Origin of the sequence: Mesoplasma syrphidae (assembly GCF_002843565.1) — a bacterium.
Classification (GTDB): domain Bacteria; phylum Bacillota_I; class Bacilli_A; order Mycoplasmatales; family Mycoplasmataceae; genus Tullyiplasma; species Tullyiplasma syrphidae.
On the sequence record NZ_CP025257.1, the window covers coordinates 705,773 to 729,305 of the forward strand.

Annotated in this window: 21 protein-coding genes and 1 tRNA gene; all 22 read right to left on the bottom strand. The window is 31.3% G+C overall.

Annotated elements, in window-relative coordinates:
• Positions 1-37: 37 nt before the first annotated feature.
• A complete protein-coding gene (locus CXP39_RS02990; protein WP_027048567.1) occupies positions 38-586 on the bottom strand; it encodes a hypothetical protein in 549 nt (182 codons plus the stop codon).
• Between the two features lie 214 nt (positions 587-800).
• On the bottom strand, positions 801-2,237 hold the full coding sequence (gene pyk, locus CXP39_RS02995) for a pyruvate kinase (RefSeq protein WP_027048568.1): 1,437 nt from the start codon (positions 2,235-2,237) through the stop codon (positions 801-803).
• Between the two features lie 75 nt (positions 2,238-2,312).
• Positions 2,313-3,287, bottom strand: coding sequence for a 6-phosphofructokinase (gene pfkA, locus CXP39_RS03000; protein ID WP_027048569.1), 975 nt, complete (start codon positions 3,285-3,287; stop codon positions 2,313-2,315).
• Between the two features lie 326 nt (positions 3,288-3,613).
• Positions 3,614-4,600 (bottom strand): nicotinamide mononucleotide transporter, encoded by a 987-nt coding sequence (locus CXP39_RS03005; protein ID WP_027048570.1) that lies wholly within the window; start codon positions 4,598-4,600, stop codon positions 3,614-3,616.
• A 111-nt stretch (positions 4,601-4,711) separates the two neighbouring features.
• Entirely contained in the window at positions 4,712-5,281 is a 570-nt protein-coding gene (hpt, locus tag CXP39_RS03010) for a hypoxanthine phosphoribosyltransferase (protein WP_027048571.1), read from the bottom strand.
• Between the two features lie 60 nt (positions 5,282-5,341).
• Positions 5,342-5,776 (bottom strand): Holliday junction resolvase RuvX, encoded by a 435-nt coding sequence (gene ruvX, locus CXP39_RS03015; RefSeq protein WP_027048572.1) that lies wholly within the window; start codon positions 5,774-5,776, stop codon positions 5,342-5,344.
• On the bottom strand, positions 5,769-6,689 hold the full coding sequence (locus tag CXP39_RS03020) for a phosphatase PAP2 family protein (protein ID WP_027048573.1): 921 nt from the start codon (positions 6,687-6,689) through the stop codon (positions 5,769-5,771). The genes ruvX and CXP39_RS03020 overlap by 8 nt, the downstream gene beginning before the upstream one ends.
• Before the next feature lie 118 nt (positions 6,690-6,807).
• Positions 6,808-8,169, bottom strand: a complete 1,362-nt coding sequence (eno, locus tag CXP39_RS03025) for a phosphopyruvate hydratase (protein WP_027048574.1) — start codon at positions 8,167-8,169, stop codon at positions 6,808-6,810.
• A 190-nt stretch (positions 8,170-8,359) separates the two neighbouring features.
• Positions 8,360-10,201, bottom strand: a complete 1,842-nt coding sequence (gene typA / locus CXP39_RS03030) for a translational GTPase TypA (RefSeq protein ID WP_027048575.1) — start codon at positions 10,199-10,201, stop codon at positions 8,360-8,362.
• 130 nt (positions 10,202-10,331) lie between these two features.
• Positions 10,332-11,135, bottom strand: a complete 804-nt coding sequence (locus CXP39_RS03035) for a hypothetical protein (protein WP_027048576.1) — start codon at positions 11,133-11,135, stop codon at positions 10,332-10,334.
• Between the two features lie 58 nt (positions 11,136-11,193).
• Positions 11,194-12,996 carry a translation elongation factor 4 gene (gene lepA, locus CXP39_RS03040; protein ID WP_027048577.1) on the bottom strand — a complete coding sequence of 601 codons (1,803 nt, stop codon included), beginning with the start codon at positions 12,994-12,996 and terminating at the stop codon, positions 11,194-11,196.
• Between the two features lie 11 nt (positions 12,997-13,007).
• Positions 13,008-13,940, bottom strand: coding sequence for an alpha/beta fold hydrolase (locus CXP39_RS03045; protein ID WP_027048578.1), 933 nt, complete (start codon positions 13,938-13,940; stop codon positions 13,008-13,010).
• 1 nt (position 13,941) lies between these two features.
• Positions 13,942-14,598, bottom strand: coding sequence for a ribonuclease H1 domain-containing protein (locus tag CXP39_RS03050; RefSeq protein WP_027048579.1), 657 nt, complete (start codon positions 14,596-14,598; stop codon positions 13,942-13,944).
• A 34-nt stretch (positions 14,599-14,632) separates the two neighbouring features.
• The gene (gene proS / locus CXP39_RS03055) at positions 14,633-16,054 is read right to left on the bottom strand and encodes a proline--tRNA ligase (protein WP_027048580.1); all 1,422 of its coding nucleotides are present in this window, start codon (positions 16,052-16,054) and stop codon (positions 14,633-14,635) included.
• Entirely contained in the window at positions 16,035-16,694 is a 660-nt protein-coding gene (locus CXP39_RS03060; protein WP_027048581.1) for a hypothetical protein, read from the bottom strand. Before CXP39_RS03060 ends, proS begins: the two co-directional genes overlap by 20 nt.
• Positions 16,695-16,792: 98 nt before the next feature.
• A tRNA-Ser gene (locus tag CXP39_RS03065) sits at positions 16,793-16,882 on the bottom strand.
• A 183-nt stretch (positions 16,883-17,065) separates the two neighbouring features.
• Complete coding sequence (locus tag CXP39_RS03070; protein ID WP_027048582.1) at positions 17,066-18,781, bottom strand: dicarboxylate/amino acid:cation symporter; 1,716 nt, start codon at positions 18,779-18,781, stop codon at positions 17,066-17,068.
• A 27-nt stretch (positions 18,782-18,808) separates the two neighbouring features.
• Positions 18,809-20,140: an FAD-dependent oxidoreductase gene (locus CXP39_RS03075; RefSeq protein ID WP_027048583.1), complete on the bottom strand. Its 1,332-nt coding sequence runs from the start codon at positions 20,138-20,140 to the stop codon at positions 18,809-18,811.
• Between the two features lie 89 nt (positions 20,141-20,229).
• Positions 20,230-21,651, bottom strand: coding sequence for a phosphatase PAP2 family protein (locus CXP39_RS03080; RefSeq protein WP_027048584.1), 1,422 nt, complete (start codon positions 21,649-21,651; stop codon positions 20,230-20,232).
• Positions 21,652-21,671: 20 nt separating this feature from the next.
• Complete coding sequence (gene tsaB / locus CXP39_RS03085) at positions 21,672-22,238, bottom strand: tRNA (adenosine(37)-N6)-threonylcarbamoyltransferase complex dimerization subunit type 1 TsaB (RefSeq protein ID WP_027048585.1); 567 nt, start codon at positions 22,236-22,238, stop codon at positions 21,672-21,674.
• A gap of 3 nt (positions 22,239-22,241) precedes the next feature.
• The gene (gene tsaE / locus CXP39_RS03090; protein WP_027048586.1) at positions 22,242-22,667 is read right to left on the bottom strand and encodes a tRNA (adenosine(37)-N6)-threonylcarbamoyltransferase complex ATPase subunit type 1 TsaE; all 426 of its coding nucleotides are present in this window, start codon (positions 22,665-22,667) and stop codon (positions 22,242-22,244) included.
• A gap of 8 nt (positions 22,668-22,675) precedes the next feature.
• Positions 22,676-23,527, bottom strand: coding sequence for a class II aldolase/adducin family protein (locus CXP39_RS03095; RefSeq protein WP_027048587.1), 852 nt, complete (start codon positions 23,525-23,527; stop codon positions 22,676-22,678).
• Between the last annotated feature and the right edge of the window lie 6 nt (positions 23,528-23,533).

Consider the following 23,533-nt stretch of genomic DNA (forward strand, 5'->3'; position numbering starts at 1 on the left):
TTTAAAAGCAAGATGTAAAAATACTATAAACCCATTTTTATGAAAATTTGACAGCATATCCTAAATTAATCGTACTCTTGGCAATTGGTTGGGGAGACCCAGTATCACAAAATTGAAGAAAAACTAGCTGAAAATAATAGTTGCCATTTTCAAAATATCAAGTGTACCCATAATTTAATGATGCCATGCATCAATTAGCTACATTATTGTATGACTCTTCATAAATATTCAAAGTAGCAAATCTTTTTGCCTCGCCACTATCAGTAATTTTAAAATTATTGCTAGTATTAAAGTCGGTTACAAAAAATTTGCCAATATCTAAATCATTTCAGGTATAATAGTCGTTTCCTCATTCCAGCTTGATACGATCATTTACAAAATTACTTGGAATCAGCACCATTTGTTTTGCAAGTCTCAAATCATAATCTTGGCAATTTACGGTTACTAAAGTTATTAAAGATTGTACATTATCATTGGATGAACCTTCTGGTCTGGATTTTGTAATTTTAATAAGCTCAGAAGAATCTTGTTTGAAAAGAAAAACTCTGCTAAGGATTTTTTCCTCAGTTACCATGTTTTTTAGCATACATTCATACCCTTATTTCAAAATTAGAATAATAATAACTAACCTACCACTCCAATTTCGAAATTCCTTTTTTAAATCATTTAATACATTCAATGTTTTAAATATTAAGTTGGTTGAAAAAGCAATAATTTAATTGATCCTTATGGTCCTTTCATAATTAATATTAATTCTTAATAAAAAAAATCCAAGAAGTTTCTTGGATTTTTTTATTTAATTACGCAACAGTAATTTCTCTGATGTCAGCATTTCTTACAACTAACACTTTCTCACCGTTAACAGCTCCTCATAATTTAGCAATTGCTGATAAATCATGATCATTTGTTTCTAAAGCTACTAAATCAGGTGTTTTATTCATGAAAATTGAATGTCATGATCCAAATGCAGTTCATAATCTTTCTGATTCAGAAACTCCCAAAATAGCAACATTAGGACGGAATTTTGATATAACTTTTAGTAATTCTCCCGTTCTTGATAAAACGATTGCAAATTTATATTGCCCATCTCTTGTTCTTTCAGCTAAGTCCGCAGCAATATCAGCACGTGGTCCTGAAGATGTTTTGTGAGCATTATCTAATTGAACTTGGTAGTATCCTTTATTATAGAATTCAACTTCAGCACGTTTGTTAATTGTTGCCATTACATTTGTAGTAATGAATGGGTAATCTCCAGCTGCTGATTCTCCTGATAACATAGTTGCATCTGCTCCCAATTCTGTAGCAAAATAAACGTCAGTTACTTCAGCACGAGTTGGTGAAGGGTGTTCTGTCATTGTTTCTAACATTTGAGTTGCAACAATAACTACTTTCCCAGCTTCACGACATTTTCTAATAATTATTTTTTCTCAGTATGGTACATCATAGTAAGGAATCTCTAATCCTAAATCTCCACGAGCAACCATAATTCCATCAGAAGCAGCAATAATTTCATCAATATTATCTAGCCCAACTTGTGACTCGATTTTTGAAATAATTTGAATATCAGTTTGTTTCCCCTCAATAAGAATATCTCTAATTTCTTGAACGTTTGCAGCTGTGTTAACAAATGATGCTGCAATGTAGTCAACTCCCTGTTCACAACCATATAAGATATCTGTACGATCTTTTTCAGCTAAAAAGGCCATTGAAAAATCAATCCCTGGTAAGTTAACACGCTTATTTGTTTTAACTGTATGATTGTTGAAAGCAATCGCTTCAACGATTCCTGGTTTAACTGCTGTTACATTTAATTCTAATTTACCATCGTCAATTAAAATTTGATCTTCAATTTTTAAATCAACTGACATGTCATAAGCAACAGTCATTTCTCCCTGACCACATTCTTTATTTGCAAAAGATTCATTATCAGTAAAAATAGTGATTTTTTGTCCTGCAGCAACTTCTTGTTTACCATCTTTAAACTTTCCGACACGAATTTCAGGACCCTTAGTATCTAATAAAATTGAAATTGGTTTACCAATTTTATTTCTAATTGCTTTGGCTCCTTTTATGCGATAACCTTGTTCTTCATGATCACCATGTGAAAAGTTCAAACGGATTGTTGTCATCCCATTTTCAAACAATTCTTGAATTTGTTCAGGTTCGTGTGTTGCTGGACCAATCGTTGTAATAATTTTAGTACGTTTAATTCTTTTAGCTAATTCTTTTTTATTCATTTTTTTCTCCCGTTGTTACAATATAATAATATTTTAACTTGTATTTATTCTTTTTGAAACTTAATATTAATTATTTTATTTTTTAAACTGTGAGTTTAACAAGCGTATTGTTGAAAGTTCTTGGCTCTTATCTTTTCTTGGCATGTTCAATGTCGAGTTAATATCACGAGCAACAAGTTTATTGCCATCTAATCCAACATAAACCCCACCTTTGCCAGCTGCTAGCTGATCAACTGCATAAATTGCTGATGTAACTGCTAAATAGCGATCCATACCAGTTGGAATTCCTCCACGTTGAGTATGACCTAAAATTGTTGCTCTAGTTACATAGCCAGATTTTTCTTCAACTTTTTTTGCTAAAGCATTTGAATCATATAAATTTTCAGTAACCAAAACAATTACACTTCGCTTACCTTTTTTAGCCAAAACTTTAACTTGCTCACAAATTTCTTCTTCGGTAAGTTTTGATTCAGAAGTTGAAATTACTTCACACCCTGTTGTAGTTCCAGCATACAAGGCCAAGTCTCCACAGTGATTTCCCATAACTTCAACAACTGCTGCACGATTATGTGACTGCATTGTGTCACGAATACGATCAATTGCTTCAATAATTGTGTTCAGAGCAGTGTCAAATCCAATTGTATAGTCTGATGAAACAATATCATTATCGATTGTTCCTGGTAATCCAACACAGTTAATGCCCATTTCAGTTAATCTTTGTGCTCCCATGTAACTTCCGTCACCACCACAAACAACTAGAGCCTCGATACCAGCTTTTTTAAGATTATCAACTCCAATTTGACGAACTGACTCTTCTTTAAATTCTGGTAATCTAGCTGAGCCTAATCTTGTTCCTCCACGAGTTAAGATCTCTTGTGCAAAGTCAATGTCAACTTTTTCAAATCAACCATTAATTAAGCCTTTATAGCCATCTCTAATTCCATAAACTTCAATACCTTTAGCATTAGCAGCTCTAATAACTCCAGCTACAGCAGCATTCATTCCTGGTGCATCTCCACCTGAAGTTAAAACACCAATTTTTTTGATCATGATTATTATCCTCTTCTTTCATTTTATAAAAAGTAATACTAATTTATTATATCTTATTCTATGTTTTTTTTGCAAAAAAGTGCGACCTAAAACATCTATATAAACCATACATGTAGACTTTTTATTTTGAGTCATTTTAGATTTTGAAAAATAAAAAGAACCCGCAGGTTCAAAAAATACTAAAATGATTTGATAATATAAATATATTTAAAAATGACTTTACATTTTAGCATTAGCAAATTGCTATCAACAAAAGCAAATTTAATATTCTACTTTTGCAAAATAAAATTAATCTGTGTTAAATTATTTTAATTATAAATAACTAATTATTCTTTTATTGAATACTTGGGAAATAGTCAAGCAACAATATATTTAAGTTGATTTTCTCAAAATCCAAACGATGCTAAAATTGTTCAAATTGAATATTGGATAATTAATGTTCAGACTCACTCTGAACTTGAAACTGGCGTATATTGAATAACTTTTCATACATTTAAGAACATTCATATTCAAAATTGTTCTGAGACATTCATTAACTGAAATCCATAACCCACTAAGTTTCCACCATTTCCAATTGAGTCAAACAGTAATTGTGTTTTACCAATTTGTTCATCATAATTTAAACCTGTTGTTCCTTCATAAATTTTTGGAATTGCCAATGATCATAAGTATGACATTAAAGCTACTGCAAAAATTGTTACTAAAACAAAAGTTATTTTATAGATCGGTGAGCGTCCGCGAACTGTAAACTGCTTTTTATGCTTATAATTAAACAAATACCATCCCAAACTTGCTCCAAGAATAAAAATAACATTCATAATAAAATCACCAATAAATCCTGCTATTAAAGCGAACATACAATAAAAAAATCCATTAATTAAGCCTCATAAGAATTGTGACATTTTTCCGTAAACAATCATTGATACTGATAAAAGCCCTGTAAAAGCTGCTAATCCACTCATCGAATAAAGAATGGCAGTGGCGATTGCCAATCCCTGTGAGGGTGCTCCAATGACAGAACCAAAGACATAAGCGTTAGAATATTTAATTAACGGCGTAAAATGTGATCCCAAATTATGAATTACATCTTCTAATAACACTTTCTGTTCATCAGTTAAACTATTTGCATCAATTTGTAATCCTTGAAAACTATAGAAATTTAAAAAAGTCAGCGCAAAAGCCCCAAAAATTAAAAAAATTTTCAAAAATTTTGGCAGTTGTTTCAAGTCCTTAATACATGTGCCTAAACCTAAATAGTTAAGGTCTTTAATCAGACGTTTCGATTTTTGTTTTTGAAGGTCTTGTTTGGTCATAGTAGTACCTCTCAGTCGAATTCATTATAGCAAATATGCTTTAACTCTGAAAGCAATAATTCAATTTGTTGTAATTTCTTACATATAAAATAAAAAAGAGACGATGGTCTCTTATCATTTTCAATCAGCTAACTTTGTTGTATCACAAATTGCCACATATGGCAGATTTCGTAAGCGTTCTTGATAATCTAATCCAAATCCTATTACAAATTCATTAGCAATTGTAAAGCAACTTCAATCAGGAGTAATTACAACTTGACGCCCTTCTGGCTTATCTAATAAAGTTAAAACACGAACGCTTTTAGCTCCACGATTAAGAAAGTATTTTTTAACATACTGTAAAGTATATCCTGAATCAATAATATCTTCTACAATTAGGACATCACGGTCTTTTAGTGAAGTATTCACATCTAACATAATTTTGGGATCACCCGAAGTCTTTGTTCCTCCGCGATAAGATGATACAACCATAAAATCTGTATCGCATTCAAAATTAAAGTTTGCCATAAACTCAGCATAAAACGGAATGCATCCCTTTAACAATCCAACTAACAGCAATGTATTGTCTTTTAAATTTTGGGTTTTATAAAATTTTTCTATTTCTTGAGCAATTTCTGATGTTCGATTTTTAATTTGTTCTCTTGAAAATAAAATTTCTTTTACCAATGGGTGTTTTTGCATAGTTTAGTTCCTTTTTAGTTTAGTAAAAATTATATTACACAAAAACTAGATTGACAACACTTAATCAGAAAAACTTTGTTGATTAAGATATTGTTCTAATATTAGTTGTGCTGCCAAAGAATCTTTGGACAATTTTTGCTTGTCTCGACTAATTCCGGCTTCAATCATAATTGATTTTGCCATTTTTGTTGTTCGACGTTCATCGATGCGAATAATTTGTGAATCTAAGTACTTTGGATTGTAAACTTTGACTCCTTCAATGAAATAATCAACCATTTCAGCTCGTTCACCGACTGAACCATTCATATTTTTAGGATAACCAAAAATTAATACTTCAGGTTGAAACTCCTCAATAAACTTAGTTAACTTTTGAATTCCTTCTTCAAACTCTCATTCAGTAAATCTAATTGTTGGTCCTGGTTGAGCAATTAAGCTTGTCGAGGTTGCTAATCCAACTGTTTTGGAACCAATATCCATTCCCAATGCTCTAACCATTTTTTTCCTCTTTAGCGGGCAATTTGAAGCATTTAAATTTGCATTGTTTGTTTCTTAGTGAAGTGACACCAACTAAAGTCACAAAAGCAATGATTGTCGCTGCTACAACGTCTGATAAAAAATGTGCGGTCATTATCATTCGAGAAAATCCAACAAGTAATATACAAATTCATCCTACTAAGTGGGCAATCAGATACTTTCCTTTTGAGTCTTCTTTATCAAACAAAATTGTTAATCCTAGCATTGTTGATGCTGCTGCTACATGCCCTGAAGGAAATGAGCGATTTTTTCCAGTATAGCGAATTTTTCATCAAGGACGATACTCTTCAAGACTATTTTCTGCAAAAATTGTTTGCGGACGTGGACGAGCAAATATTTCTTTAAGAATTAGAACTGATAGATTAACGATAACTATAAAAATAATCATTAGAATTACATGACGAATAAGACGGCGATCTTCAATAATTCATTCTGGATCAGTATCAACATATAAAACTACTCCCAAAAAGATTAAACTTACTAGCGCGCTATTTAAAACAAGAGAAATAATAATTCCATCATCAATAACAGAGTTATTAAGGTATTTATTTAAACCTTCTGCCAAAAAAATTGTCATAACTATTGCTCAAAAGCCAAAATAAATTGAGTACTCAATAAACTTTTTGATTTTTTTATTGAAATGTTCTTTTAAACTTTTAATAGTTAGTACTATTCCAATAAAAAGAGGTAAGGAATATATAATTTTTCCAAACCAGTCAAAAAACACACCAAAAAAACTATTTGGATTGCCAACTTTTCGAGCAATTTGTAAATCCAAAAAAGTTCCAACTAAAAACAATGCCAGCAGTAAAATCGCAATAATCGCAATTGATAATCAGTTTATAAACTTTTGGCGATCTTTGTGTAATTTCATATGAACCTCACTTTTAGATATTTTATCAAATTTTGAATACTTGGTGCTAATACATTTTTGTTCTTTAAATAAAAAAAGAAACTGAAATGTTTCTTTTTAAAAATTTTTTTTAATGAAATTATTTATTTGCTTCTAAGTTGTAGAAAGTTGCAAATCCATCATAAATTGCATTTTTCCCTAATTCAGATTCAATTTGTAATAATCTGTTGTATTTGGCAATTCTATCAGATCTTGACATTGATCCTGTTTTAATTTGACCAGCATTGAATGCTACTACTAAATCAGCAATTGTTGAATCTTCAGTTTCTCCTGAACGGTGTGAAACTACAGCTGTTCAACCAGCTTTTTGTGACATTGTAATTGCTTCAATAGTTTCTGATAAAGTTCCAATTTGATTTAATTTAATTAATGTTGAATTTGCAGCTTTTTTGCTAATTCCTTCTTTAATAAATTTAGGATTTGTTGTGAATAAATCATCTCCAACAATTTGAACGCGATCACCAATTTGTTGAGTTAAAACTTCAAATCCTTCTCAATCAGATTCAGCTAATCCATCCTCAATTGAAATGATTGGGTAGTTATTAACTAATTTTTCTAAGTAAGCTACCATTTCAGCTGATGTCATTGCTCATTTTTGACCAGTAACTTTTTCAATTTTTTTGAAATGATATTTTTTATCTTCTAAGAATAATTCTGATGAAGCACAGTCCATTGCAATCATGATTCCTTCACGACCAGTTTTGTATCCAGCTTTTTCAATTGCTTCAACTAATAAATCTAAAGCAATTTCAGCTGGAGTCTTAGCTTGGAATGAAGCCAAGTCTTGTTTTTCATAAGCTCATGCAAAGTTTGGTGCAAATCCACCTTCATCTCCAACTGCTGTAATATCATTTTTTGAATGTAATAATGATTTCAAAGCTTGGAAAGTTTCTGAAGATCATCTTAGTGCTTCAGAAAATGTTGGTGCTCCAACTGGCATAATCATAAATTCTTGGAAGTCAATTGCTGAGTCAGCATGTTCCCCACCGTTAATAACATTTAACATTGGCACAGGCAAGCGGTGTGCTTGAACTCCCCCAATATATTTATATAAAGGCATTTCCAATTCATCAGCAGCTGCTCTAGCAACAGCTAAAGAAACTCCCAGCATTGCATTTGCTCCTAAGTTTTTTTTAAATTCAGTTCCATCTAAATCTAACATTGCTTGGTCCAAACTTAATTGGTCTTGAACTTCCATTCCAACTAATACTGGTGCAATCTTTTCATTTACGTTAGCAACTGCAGTCAAAACACCTTTTCCATTAAAACGTTTTTTATCTCCGTCTCTTAATTCTAAAGCTTCATTTGCACCTGTTGATGCTCCTGAAGGAACTTTAGCCAATCCGTATCCACCGAAGTCTGTTCAAACTTCAACTTCAACTGTTGGAGTACCACGTGAATCTAAAATTTCACGTCCTAAAATTTTAACAATTTTTGACATATGTATTTCCCTCTTTCAATATATAAGATGATTATAATATTTTTTCAGTCTATTAACAATAAAATTGCTACGAATTAGCAATATAGATTTTTGCTAATATTTTGTCGAAAGTTTAAAATTTGGATCTCAAAAACTTAAAACAACTCAGTAAAAATTTAAAATAAAAAACGAGCCAAAACTCGCTTCAAATTTAACTAATTACTTTTTTCTGATCATTTCGGTGTTGTTTTCTTTCAACCAAAGTTAATCATTTTTTACGTAAACGTAAATCAACTGGAGTAACTTCAACTAGTTCATCTCATTCGATGTATTCTAAAGCCTCTTCTAAAGTCATTTTACGGTACGGAGTTAATTTAACTGAATCATCGGTTCCACTTGAACGTGTATTTGTCAATTTTTTTCCTGTTGTTGGGTTAACGTCCAAATCATTATCACGCGAATGTTGTCCTACAATCATTCCCTCATAAACTTCAGTTTGTGGAGCTACGAATAAAATTCCACGTTCTTCAAGATTTCCTAAAGCATAAGCCAAAGTTTTTCCATTTGCCATTGAAATCATTACTCCATTTTGACGTGATTCAATTTCTCCCTTGTATGGTTCAAATCCATTTGCAGATCTAACCATAATTCCTTCTCCATGAGTATCATTTGTAAATTCACTTCTAAAACCAATTAAGGCTCTTAGAGGAATATTATAAGTTACTTTATCACGAACTCCATCTGAATCCATATCAATCATTAATCCCTTACGTTGATTTAACTTATTGATAATTGTTCCAGCATATTCTGAAGGAACATTTATTGTAACTTTTTCCATTGGTTCTAAAACTTCCCCAGTAACTGGATCTTTATGAAGAATTACTTCTGGTTTTGAAATAGCCAATTCAAATCCTTCACGACGCATTGACTCAATTAAAACAGACAAGTGTAACTCTCCGCGTCCTAAAACTTTAAATCCCTCAACTGAAGAACTTTCTAATGGTTCAACTTTTAGTCCAACATTAACTTCTAATTCTTTTTCCAAACGCTCACGAATGTTACGTGATGTGACAAATTTTCCTACTTTTCCAGCAAACGGTGAAGTATTAACTAAAAAATTCATTGACATTGTTGGTTCTTCAATCGTGATCGCTTCCATTGGACGAACATCATTTAAATCACAAATTGTATCTCCAATTGATATATCTTCGATTCCTGAGATTGTTACAATTTCACCAGCCACAGCTTCTGAAACAGCAATACGATTTAATCCGCGATAAACCATTAATTTAGTAATTTTTCCTTGCTTAACTGAACCATCATTTCTTGAAATTGCAACAGTTTGACCTTCTTTTAATTTTCCTTCAAAAATACGTCCAATTCCCAGACGACCAATAAATGAATCATATGCTAAAGTTGAAACTTGCATTCTTGTTGTATTATCAGCTAATTCAGTTGGATAAGATCCTACTTGAGTTACGATTGTTTCAAATAAAGGAGTTAAGTCTTCTGATGGATTTTCCATTGTAAATTGTGCAATTCCATTTTTAGCAATTCCATAAACTGTTGGGAAGTTCATTTGATCATCATTAGCATCTAGTTCCATAAATAATTCTAAAACTTCATCTAAAACTTCTTCAGCTCTTTGATCTTTTTTATCAATTTTATTGATCATCAAGATTGGCTTTAATTTTAATTCCAATGCTTTTGAAAGTACAAAGCGAGTCTGAGGCATTGGTCCTTCACTTGAATCTACTAATAAGATTACTGTATCAACAGTTTTCATAATACGCTCAACTTCTGATGAGAAATCAGCATGACCAGGAGTATCAACAATATTAATTTTAATTCCTTTATACTCGATTGAGCAATTTTTTGAATAAATTGTGATTCCACGTTCTCTTTCTTGATCATTTGAGTCCATAATTTGGGCTGCTACTTCTTGATTATCTCTAAAAGCTCCACCTTGTTGCAATAACGCATCCACCAAAGTAGATTTACCTGCATCAACGTGAGCAATTACAGCAATGTTAATAATTTTTTGATTTGACATTTCTTACTCCTTTTAATTTATATAACTTATAAATAATACCATTTTTTGTTTAATAAAAAAATTAGGAAAAGAAACCTTTTCCTAATTAATTCTTAATATTGGCCTCGTCATAAAGTTTTTTTATGAAAACTTAGCTCTTAACACGAGAATTGTTCAAAGCCTCAACCATTTGAATACGTTCATCACGCTCCAAAACTAATGGTTTTGAATCAATATCATTGATTCCAATCTTAACTAATTCAGTATATTCCAATGTTTCATTTAATAGCAATAAATAATACAATTGAGTTTCTACAATAGTGATATATTTTAAAATTTCATTAGCTTTAAACATATCTTCTGGAGCAACATCAAAATTCAATTCATCCAAATCATCGATATAGTCTGATAAAAATTCTTGGAATTGATATAACTGATCAAAATACTCATTGGCGCTTTCGACTTTTTGTAGTTTGGAAAACATTAGAGCGATTTTTTTATAAACATCTAAAAAAACTTTAATTGGTTCCAGTCTTTCAAATCTTTCAATAAACATATCCAAATATTGTTTGCTTAACTTAAAGTGAGTGCGTTTGATTAATGGATCAATTCCTAAATCGTTAACACATGTTTCTTTATTTTTTTTAACTCCATTTTGATAAATCATTTTAAAGTTCGTTAAAACTGTTGCCAAAGATTGAAGACGAATAATTATCATTTCACCAATACCTTCAGGTAAAGGTATATCATCTGGACCAATAAAAATTGGTTTAATATTAACAAACATTTGTAACGTTCATTCAAGATAATTTTCAATACCTTGACGTTTACGCCATTCATCTCCAGCCATTTTAGCAATCATTTCGCTTTTAAAATCGGGATAGTACTCGATCAAAAAAACTTCATCATCTAATATGTCTCATAGTTCTTTTTCATATCTAAAAGCATTTTTCATATGCGACCTCCTGTTTCCTCATAAAGTATTAGAGAAAATAATCTAAAATGATGCGTATTTAGTCATCCAGTTTTAAAACTGCGATAAACGCTTCTTGTGGAACTTCCACAGACCCAATTTCTTTCATTCTTTTCTTTCCCTCTTTTTGCTTTTCAAAAAGTTTCTTTTTACGAGAAATATCTGCAGCATGAAGTTTTCAAATAACATCTTTACGATAAGCCTTAATTGTCTCACGCGCCACAATTTTATTTCCAATTGCTGCTTGAATTGGTACCTCAAAATTTTGACGAGGAATTAGTTCTTTTAATTTTTTAGTTAGCTGCGAACCACGATTATAAGCAAATTTTGTATTTACAATCATTGAAAAAGCATCAACCATATCTCCGTTAAGCAAGATATCCATTTTAACTAATTTTGATTCTTTATATCCAATTAGTTCATATTCAAAAGAAGCGTAACCACGAGAAATTGACTTTAGTTTATTGAAAAAATCAAAAATAATTTCTGCTAAAGGCATATCATAGACTAAAACACGACGCTGATTATCAATATATTCTAAATCCTTATAAACTCCCATCTTTGTTTGACATAAATTCATTAAATCTCCAATATATTCTTCTGGTGTCGTTATTTTAACATTAACAAATGGTTCTTCAATTCTCAATATTTTTTGAGGATCTGGTAATTTCGCTGGGTTATCAATAACAATATCTTCACCATTGGTTAAAAAAACCTTATAAATTACTGAAGGCGCAGTTGCTATTAAGTTTAAATTATATTCTCGTTCTAAACGCTCTTGAATAACTTCCATATGAAGTAAACCTAAAAAACCACAACGAAACCCAAATCCTAATGCTTGTGAAGTTTCTGGTTCATAGACAAGGGATGAGTCAGATAATTCAATTTTTTCCAACGCTTCTTTAAAATCTTGATACTTATTAGTATCAACTGGATAGATTCCACAATAAACCATCGGTTTCATTTTTTTATAACCATCTAATGGCTCAAGAGCTGGATTCGCAGCATTAGTAATTGTGTCTCCAACATTAATATCTTTAATTGTTTTAATCGAAGCAGCAATTCAGCCTACTTCTCCTGCTTCTAAACTTCCTGTTTTCACAATTTTAGGAGTTTTAACTCCCACTTCCGTAACCTCATATTCAGCACCCGATGCCATTAAGCGAAGTTTATCTCCCACTTTAATGACTCCTTCTCGAACACGAATTGACATTACCACACCTAAGTATTTATCATAATAGCTATCGAAAATTAATGCTCTCAATGGTGCTTGATCATTGGCATCATCGGGTGCTGGAATTTTACTAACAATGGCTTCTAATACATCTTCAATATTTAATCCTGTTTTAGCAGAAATCAGCGGAGCGTCACTACAATCAAGACCAATGATGTTTTCAATTTGTTCTTTAACTCGCTCAACATCGGCACTTGCCAAATCAATTTTATTAATCACTGGAATAATTTCTAAGTTGTTATCAATTGCTAAATAAACATTAGCCAGTGTTTGAGCCTCAACGCCTTGTGTTGCATCAACTACCAGAATTGCTCCTTCGCAAGCAGCCAAACTTCTTGAAACTTCATAACTAAAATCTACATGACCAGGAGTATCAATTAAGTGAAAAACATACTCTTGTCCATCCTTGGCTTTATATTCCAGTTGCACAGAATTTAATTTAATTGTAATGCCACGTTCGCGTTCAATGTCCATTGAATCTAATAATTGCTCTTGCATTTCTCGCTTTGTAACCGTTTTGGTCAGCTCTAAAATTCGATCAGCCAAAGTCGATTTACCATGATCAATATGGGCAATAATACTAAAATTCCTAATTTTCGATTTATCCATTTTAACTCCTTCTAAAAATGATTTTGCTTATTTTGATTAATAAACTTTAAAATATCTTGCTCTACAAGATTTTTGTCCAACTCAAATAAAATTTCATGACGTAGTTTTGGATAAATAATCAATTCACTATCATATCCCAAACTTGTTAGCTTATTATGTAATTTTTCTGGAGTTTTTCCATATTGTCCAACGACATCATCTTCACCTGAAATAATTATAATTGGCAAGTCATTGCGCATATATTTAATATTTTTATTTTTTGAATTAAACAGCATTCCTTTAAACATATCACGAAATGCTGAAGTACTAAATACTTGGCCACATAGTTTGTCATCTATAAATCATCCCTGAACCAGTGGATCTTGGCACTGTCATTCACATCCATTGCTTGTTTCGCTATCTCATTTTTTATTCAAGTTTTTGTAGCTCATATTTCAAATAAACTTTGCAGGATGTTTAGCTCCTTTGAACAACATTTCAATTGCTGACATATTTTTGGCTAAGTTAATTAAAAGTCTTGGCATTTCGGCAGTTCCTGATAAAATAAGTCCCGAAATTGTTTCTGAATATTTACACGCATAAGTTCTTGCCATAAAACTTCCCATTGAATGACCCAACATAAAAATTGGCAGACCTTGTCAATTACGCTTAATATAAGCATTAATAACTTTTAAGTCTTCAACAATAATATTTCAGCCATCTTTCTTAGCAAAAAAGCCTAACTCTTGATTTTCTAAAATTGCTGTCTTGCCATGACCACGGTGGTCTTCAGCTACAACAACAATACCTTGCTCATTCATACGTCTAGCAAACTCATCATAGCGAGCTGCACGTTCTGCTGAGCCATGCACCAATTGAATTACTGCTACAGGATTTTTGACATCTGTTCATTCATATGTTGTTAGTTCTTTTCCATCAATCATTTGTAATTGAAATTCACGCATCTTAAAGTTCTCCTTTATACAGTTTTTCGGTTGCATTTGCAGCTAATTTATCAGCCAGTTCGTTTCCATAATCACCACTATGACCTTTAACTCATTTAAAAGTTACATTTACTGATTTGGAAATTTCTTGATAAAACTTTTGATAATTTTTCGTTCCTTCAAGATTTGCCTTTCATGTACCTAGTGCTCAAGCAGCAATTCCTTGATAATCATGAAATAAAGTTAAATATTGAATTTTATGATCTCGAGCAAATTCCATGGCTTTCTTAGCTCCTTCTAACTCCCCAGCTACATTTCGCATTGCTGCCAAAGCTTTGTTATTAAATCTCTGAGAGAAAGTATAAGTTTTACCTTGCCACATAATTGCTGCTCCATAAGAATAAGTTTGTGCCTCGGAATTATAACTTCCGTCAGTATAAGCGATTGCCGATACTAAATCCTCTAAGCCAGTAATTTGCAATTGCGGACTTATTGTTTTTGAAGAGGAAACTTTTGCAGGAGACTTTGGATTTCTCAAAAAGTCTCAGGCATCCTTTGGATTAGCAAATGATTTGTAAATTGCTCCAGAATAACCATTGACACTTTTAAAGCATTCATCTCATGATTCAAAAACTCCAGTTTTATGTCCTCGTTTTACTGCGTAAAATTTTTTAGCCACTTAAACCACCTGCTTTCATATATTTTCAAGATTTTTAGTAAGCTCTAGCAAAATAAACTTTTAATGTTGATTTCATTCCGCAATTAAAACATTTAGCACATTCCTGTTCAACATCAAACGGAATACAGCGAGAGTTTGTTGAAGTTTTTTGTTTGACCTCAGTTTCACACTCCACTCGACCACAAAACGGTACCAAAACAAACCCTTGATTGTCTTGCAATTTTTGAACGTATTCTTCAATAGTTGAAGCTGTTGAAGTTCTTAATTTACGATTTGCTAACGCATTAGAGTATAACGCTCTATCATAATCAGCAATCATTATTTTGACAGTAGACTGAACATCTTTTAATGCTACTGTATTTTTTTCTTTTGTATCGCGACGAGAAATTGTTACTTGGCCCATTTCTAAATCTCGTGGTCCTATCTCAATACGAACTGGAATCCCTTTGATTTCTGCTTCAGATATTTTAAATCCAAATGACTTATCACTTTTATCAACATCAACTCGTAAACCTGCCAATTGTTTTTGAATTTGGGTTGTTGCTTCAAGAACTTCATCGGTATCCTTAATTTGAATTAGCCGAACTTGAATTGGAGATATTGCGCTTGGCAATACTAAACCATTATCATCAGAATGAGTCATAATGATTGCTCCAATTAAGCGAGTTGAGACTCCTCATGAAGTGGAGTAGGCATTTTCCAATTTTCCTTCTTTATTTTGAAATTTAATGTCATAGACTTTTGAAAAGTTATCTCCAAAATAATGTGAAGTTCCACATTGCAAAGCTTGGCCATCATGCATTAGAGATTCAATTGTATATGTTTCTTGAGCCCCAGCAAATTTTTCCTTTTCAGTTTTGCGCCCAGTAACAACAGGTAACAACAATACTTCTCGAGCAAATTTTGCATAAATTTCTAAAATTTTTAAAGTTAATTTTTTGGCTTCAGCTGGATTATTATGAACAGTATGGCCTTCTTGTCATAAAAATTCTGATGTTCTTAAAAAGGGACGAGTAGTCTTTTCCCAGCGCATTACATTAACTCATTGATTGTAAACTAATGGTAAGTCACGATATGAACGAACCTCATTTTGGAAAAAGTTAGCCATTAAAACTTCACTTGTTGGTCTAATATACAATGGTTCATCCAATTCCTTATCACCAACACGAGTTACTGTTGCAATTTCAGGTGAAAATCCATCAATATGTTCTTTTTCTTTATTAAATAACGACTGCGGAATTAGTAGCGGAAAGTAGACATTTTGCACTCCAATTTTTTTGAACTCGGCGTCCAAATATTTTTGCATTAACTCTCAAATTGCATATCCATACGGACGAAAAATTGTTGTTCCCTTAACTGGTCCATATTCTACAAGTTTTGCATTTAAAACAGTATCAGTGTATCACTGAGAAAAGTCTGTTGCTCTTGGGGTAATTTTATCTAATTGTTTTGCCATTATTATGGTCTCCTATTCCTTTTCTTACTAAACCTTCATCACCTAAATAGATATCAATTTTAAGGTCTTCTTCTTTAATAAGAATTTTTAATTTATTATATGTAGTTTCATCTCTTACCATGACTCAGCTGATTGCTTCTGGTTGGATATTTTCTGTAATATTAACTAGGTTCGCCGATTGATCGAAGATTCAGTCTCGCTCTGTTAAGCGATTTAAAATATCCGGGTCAATTCCAATAACCGCCATTTTCTTAGGATTAAAGTTAATATCACTTGTTCATTTTCAAAAGTTTCCACGAGTTGATAAATCAAATTCAAGATCGATTGAATCATCATGCTGTAAGTAACTTCACACATAATATGCTTCTTCTTCTTGAAGATTGATATCTTTTAGCATTCGAATTCCTTGATTTAAAATATTGGGAACATTGCGTAAATCAGTATAAAATAACAAATTTTGAACATTGTGTTTTTCAATAATTGTCAAAACCTTTTTCTTTTCTGATTTATTTAAAACTAACAAAGAATTCAAAATACTGTCAAAATACCCTGATTGTAGAGAATCATCAATTGGCTTTCAAAACATTAAGCGATAAAAAAACTTTTTGAACTTTACTTTAAAATTTCGCTCTTTTCCCATTGTGATTCACCTTATTTCTTGTCTTTTATAATTATATATAGATTTACCCACCAATAATATAAAAAAGTGCTTAAATAAGCACCTTGTTATTTTTAAACTGGCGGGTCAAAAGAGACTCGAACTCTTGCGCCGGAAACCGACCTATCACCTTAGCAGGGTGACCTCTTCACCAACTTGAGTATTGACCCATCAATACTTTAATATTATACATAATTTTAAATTTAATAAAAACTGCTTTTTAGGCAATCTTTATTTTTTAATGATATGTGTGAATATATAAAGTATTGAAGCACAAACAACATTTGACAATTCTCTCTTAAGTTTTGCTTTGATGCTTGTTATTTTAAGATTCTATTGCTTTTTACCAAAAATTATTTGCCCTTATCAATATTGCTTCTAACTTTTTTATCTTTTAACTGCTTACGTTTTAAGATTTTTGCCTCTTTTTTTGAAAACTGTGCCTTTGTGATTAACTTTGTATCTTCTTCAAACATATTTTCATTTTTAGCAACTAAGGTGGAAGCAAAAACTCCACCGGTTACATTAGTAGCTGTTCTTCCCATATCAAAAAGTCCATCAATCGCTCCAAAGATGGCATAAACTGGAGCAAAATAAATTCCAAATCCCATTCCGTTTAATACCGCTGAAGTAACAACCGTTGCTGTTCCTGGAATTCCCGCAATTCCAATACTGGCAACAACTGTTGTAAATAACGCCAAAATAAAGAATGCAAATAAATTCATTCCACTGGCCACAGAGTCTGATCCTGTGTACAATACCGAAGTAATCAATCCTGCCTGAACTCCAGCACAAGCTACCAGCCCCATTGACGTTGAAATCGATGCTATAACACTAGCAACTTCAGGTTTTATTTTCATATCATTTGTTAAAGTATCTATTGTGATTGGCAAAGTTGCATTTGAAGATTGTGTTGAAAATCCTTGTACAAGTGGTCTTCAAGCATGTTTCCATCAAACTTTAATATTAACTTTGTTAATAAATAACACAAGAGTCATTATTCCAAGCATTATGGCTAATCCCAAATATCCTATTAACAAAATCATTCCAATTGATTGCAACGCCCCAATTGGTCTTGTTGTAATGGCTGTTGCGAACATTGACATTACAGCCAGTGGCATAATTTTTAAAAATGTCATTAGCACTGACATAATAATATCTCAACTACGATCCATAAAATTATTTAGATTATCCATTGATTTAGGATGTTTTTTGCGAACATATTTAGTTGCTTGTCCAAACAACGCTGCTAAAACAATTATTGGAATAATTGCCGTTCCCGAAAAAGTTGCAATTATATTTGATGGCAAGTATCCTCAAATAATTTCTGGTAATGGTTTAGAATCAGTTCTTCCAGAACTTCCTCCAATTTGATTATCAAAATTTAGCTTTCCTCCGATATTTAAGAAATACCCTATTCAAAAAGTAATTGTAAATGCAATCGCTACAAATAGTAATAAAACCGCAATTCCTTTTGCTGAAATTTTTCCCAAACGGTTTACTCCCGGTTTAGCGACAACTCTAAAGATTGCTATAAACACGACTGGAATTGTAATTAACAAAATTCCATTAATAAAAATTTGTTTTAACATGCTGGCTCAAGTATTAAATTCTCCAACCCATTTAATTCCGCTTTTAATTTCAGCCATTCATGAATCTATATTTTCAAAAACATTATCGCGATTCGAATTTAAAACTAATTTTCAACCATCACCAAAGCCTATTTTGTCTATAATTTCTGGTGTAATTTTAATTAATTGGTCTTGATCACCAAGTATATAATAACCTGACAAATTGACTCAATTTCCATCAACCTTGGCTCAAACTGCTTGACCACCATTAGCAAATCACTCACCAGCTGGAAATCCGATTATTCCTTGAATTATGAGACCCACAGATAAACCTAATATCATTCCAATTAAAACCCGATAAATAAACTTGATTTTAATTTTTTTTAGCCCGTAATAGAATCCTCCCATTACTCCAAAAAAAAGGAAAATCGCTAAAAATGACTGTCACATACTGATACTTAAGAAACCTTCAAGAAAAGTTTCTCTAAAACCACTCATTATCATATTTATTCCTTTTCTAGTTTTTTAAACCAGCTTACTTATTGCAATTTGAATTATATCTGTTGTTCTTGAAAACGGGGGCGAATATGGCAAATCAATTTGTTCCAAGTGTTCGTCAACTGATGTTCTTGATCACATTAATCCAATTAACCCATAAATTCTCATAACTGCTTTATCTTTACCCAATATTTGAGCATTAACAATTTGTTTAGTAGCTTGATCAATTGTAAGTTTCAGAACTAAATCATTTTGATTTTCAAGATAATTGGTGTGATCCTTGTCCTTTACTAAAACACTTTTTGTTAAAACTCTTTGATTTTCCAAAACAAAATTATTTTCTCCTGTTCTCGCCAATTCTAAATCAAAAAAGCGCACAATTGCAGTTCCCAATGTTCCTTTAAACTCAAAAAATTGTGCTTTAAAAATATTATTAGCAATAATTTTTGCATGCTTATTAGCAATTGTTGCCAAATACAAAACTTTTGGGTCATTATATAAAAAACCAAAAGTTTCAGCACAATCTCCACCAGCATAAACATTATTGAAATTTGTTTGACAGTATTTGTCAATAATAATCGATCCTCTTGAATTTAAATTTAAACCTGAGTTTTGCAAAAATTCTGTATTCGGAGCAAACCCAATTGCCAAGATAACCATATCGCATAGAATTTTTTCTCCAGTTTTTAAAATTGCTCCCTTAACATCACCATGATTATTTAAAACAAATTTATCAACTTCATTATTTTTAATTAAATTAATATTTTTCTCAGCCATTTTTTCTTCAATAACTGATGTAAATTCTTCATCAAATAATGATTGCAAAGGACGTTGTGATTTCTCAATTATAGTAATATCAATTTTCGAATTAAAAGTTTTAATATTTTCAATCATCTCTAATCCAATCAAACCTGAACCAACAACCAAAACATTTTTAGTAGATGCTAATTTGGCTCTAATATTCTCACCGTCTTGCTTTGTGCTAACTGTAAAAATATTATTTCCGCTAATATTTTCAATTGATGGAATAATTGGTTTGGCTCCTGTTGCGATAACTAAATTATCGTAATATTCAACATTATTATTGTAATAAACCTCGTGATTTTTAAAATCAATTTTGGTAACATTCGAATTAATAATAACTTCAATTTTTTGCTCTCGAAATTTTTCGACTGTCCTGGCAATTAAAGTTTGCGAATTATCAAAATGATTACCAATATAATATGGAATTCCGCAAGCTCCCAATGATACATAATTCTCTTTTTGAATTACTTTAATCTCCATTTCAGGATTTAATCGTTTTAACTTTGCAGCAACGCCCATTCCGGTAGCTGCCCCACCAATAATAACTGTTTTCATAGATACCTCTATAGTTTAAAAATTGCTTAATATATAAGCAATTTTATTTTATCACAAGCTGCACTAATAATGCTTGGAATGTCCTTATTCTATATAAAAGTAATCTCCTTGAACTCACTAATTCATGCTTTATACTCATGATTTTCGAAAGTCTCATTAAAATAGACAAATTCAACTTTATCATATGAGAGCTGGTATTTAGTTTCAGCATACTTAATGATTTTTTTCATAATCACCCTTGGTGCCCCCCGACGACTATTCAAACGTGGTCTAAACTGCTTAACTAAATGTTTTTTACCATACTTGACTATATAAACTTGGGCCTTTGCATTTTTAAATTTGACCAAAATTGAAGAAAGAAAAATTTCATTTTTATTATCATATTGAACAATTGGCTTACGAATTGACTTACCAACAGTTTTATTAGTTATCACTATTACAATAATACCCAACATTACTGAAAAAGTTGTATCTGTAACTCAATGAAAGCGATAAACAACTAGCATCAAATTCATTGCTACTAAATTTAAAATTCAAAAACTTATAAAAAAATATTTAGCTAAACTTATTTGCGGCTTATTTTTACCAATAAAATAAATCATTAATGAAATTAGTGAAAACATCGAAACAGTATGCCCTGAAGGAAAGTCACGATCACCTCAATGATTTGGTCCCCCCAGATGATTACCCCACGGTTGTCAAAATTTAAAATTTGTAAAGAAATTCCCATTAATCTTATATCATGGCAAATAATTAGCTTGTGATCATCGATCATAATTTTTTTCTAATATATCATGAGCATTATCAATTCCGTTTTTTTGCATTAATTCTAGCAATTCATTTTTGACTCCATCGTCAAAAATTGTATTGTAATAAAATGGTCTGCCTGTAGTTTGTTTAATAAAAAAAACAATTACAAAAAGGGCAACTACAAATACCATAATTTTAATACTATCAACTCAATACTCTCCTGATAAAACATCATTACGTTTGCTAAAACTAATTCGCAAATATATCATTACTCCAACCATTACAATCGAAATAGTTCCTAGAGCAATTGCTCGACCAACAAAACGATAAATTCAAGTTCCCATAATTTTAGGATCAATACCGGGACCAGCTCCCATATCCATATTTTTGCCATAGATTAATCACAAAGCAATTATAGAAATGCTGAATCATCCTACAAAGAAAATAGTATATCAAATTCCAATTAAAGAACGATAGCGCTGCTGAATTTTTTTATTAGAAATTTTTTTGTAATAAACACGAGTTTCTAAAATTACAAAAATAGGAATAAACATTAAAACAATCGGTTGAAATAGGCCAAATTCATCAAAAATTCCGATTCATCATTTAACTGCTTCATATTCAATTCCTTTAGCAAAAAATGCACTAAGCCTTTGATCATAAAAAGTTGCTATTATAAAAACTATTAACGAAATTATAAACAAGATAGCTAATGATATGTAAATTTTTGATTTTTGTTGCTTATGTTTTCTTAATAACATTACTACCTCCGTCCGAATCTCTAAATGAAATTTTTGATATACACTGGATTTAAATCAGCAATATTCTTAACTTCCTCAAATTTATTTTTTAATTTCAAATAATTTTTGACAAATGATATATTTTCATAGTCCCTAATAACTTTCATTTCTGGATACTGTTTAAAGATTGCTGGTAATTCATTATTTGTAACAACAGTTTCATTAATTAAAGGCTGAGAATTTTTATAAATTCCCAAATAGCTTTTATTACCACGAGCATCTAATAAAGAAATTGTTGGCTCATCTCCTGCTTGAAACATTAGCGAGTTTGCTACAAAAACATTATAATCATTATTCAAAGTTTTCAAAGTTTTGGCAACTGCTAAACCAATTCTTACTCCAGTATAACTTCCAGGTCCTGTTGTCACATAAATATTTTCAATATTGCGAACCGTTAAACCCTCTTTTGCTAAAAAAAGTTTCAACTCTTCTACTGCAATATCAGAAATTTTTTTAATATCACGTTTTTCATAACTAGCAATAATTTGATCATCTTTTTCTAATAAATAAATTAAACTTCAATTTGTTGTATCTATAAACAAATTCATAATCTAATTCCTTTCTAAAATAACTTTACGGCTATTTTCATTAATCATTTGAATACTAATTTTAATATATTTTATATTTTTCAAATCTAAATTTAAATTTTCATATCATTCAATAATATTTAAGGCATCTTCAAATTCTTCCAAATACATTTCTAACTCAGCGTCATTGCTCAAGCGATAAGCATCAACATGGTTTATTTTTAAATTATTGCTACCGTGATATTGATTCATAATAACAAAAGTAGGTGAAGTAACTCTTTGCGTAACGCCTAATTCTGCTAACAAATATTTAGAAAAAGTTGTTTTTCCAGCTCCCAAATCTCCACTTAACAAAAGATAATTTGGTTGGTTGAAACGCTTAAGATCTTGAGCCATTTTCGTTGCAAATGCTTTTGTTGCTGATAAATCATTAAGAATAATTGTTTCCATATGTTTTCCTACTCTTTGGGTTTTGGTTTTTGACCAACTTCAAGGATTTCTGGACTTATATCTCAATTAGAATTCTTTGCACGCTCTGCTAAAAACTCTGGGGAATATGCTCATGGTTCTTTTCGAACTTTCATTGATATATTTGCCGCCTTGTCAATAATTTCATATACTCCGATGATTTCATCAAAATCTTTAGCCGCTGCAATTAATCCATGATGTTTTAAAACAACTAAATCTTTATTCAAAAACTTTTGAGCTACATCATCTCAACTTTGCTTTAAAAAATATTTGTCAACTAATCCAACACCATGAGGAATAAATTCCATAATATGAGGCATGGCATCTCATAAATCATAAGAAAAAACATTCTCGTCATTCATGTGATCAGTCATTGTTTTCATCATTAAATTTGTTGGGTGCGCGTGAGTTATAATACGATGCATTTCATTTTTAGAAATTGCATGATTATGGGCTTTTAAGTGCAATTCTAAATAACGAGTTGGCTCAACTTCTTGATCCTTAAAACCTCATAAAATTTTATAACCATCTCCCCTAAAATTGATACGAATGATTCCAATCATTTTGTGAACTTTAAATTTAAACTTTTGTAAATTTCTTAGGGGAATGTTATTTCCCGTAACTAAAATATAACAATCACTCAAATTCGGTACTTCATAACCTAACTTATATTCCTTGTTATTATAATGATCTTCAAAGTAAGGGTAGATATCTTCATAATCCAAAATTGCAGTAACACTTCCAGTATTACCTTCTAGTCAAAGTTTTTTTGCTAAATAATCTACACAATCAAAAAAGTAATACAACGGAGATGATTTAGTGACGATATTGTTCAATCTCATTTTGCT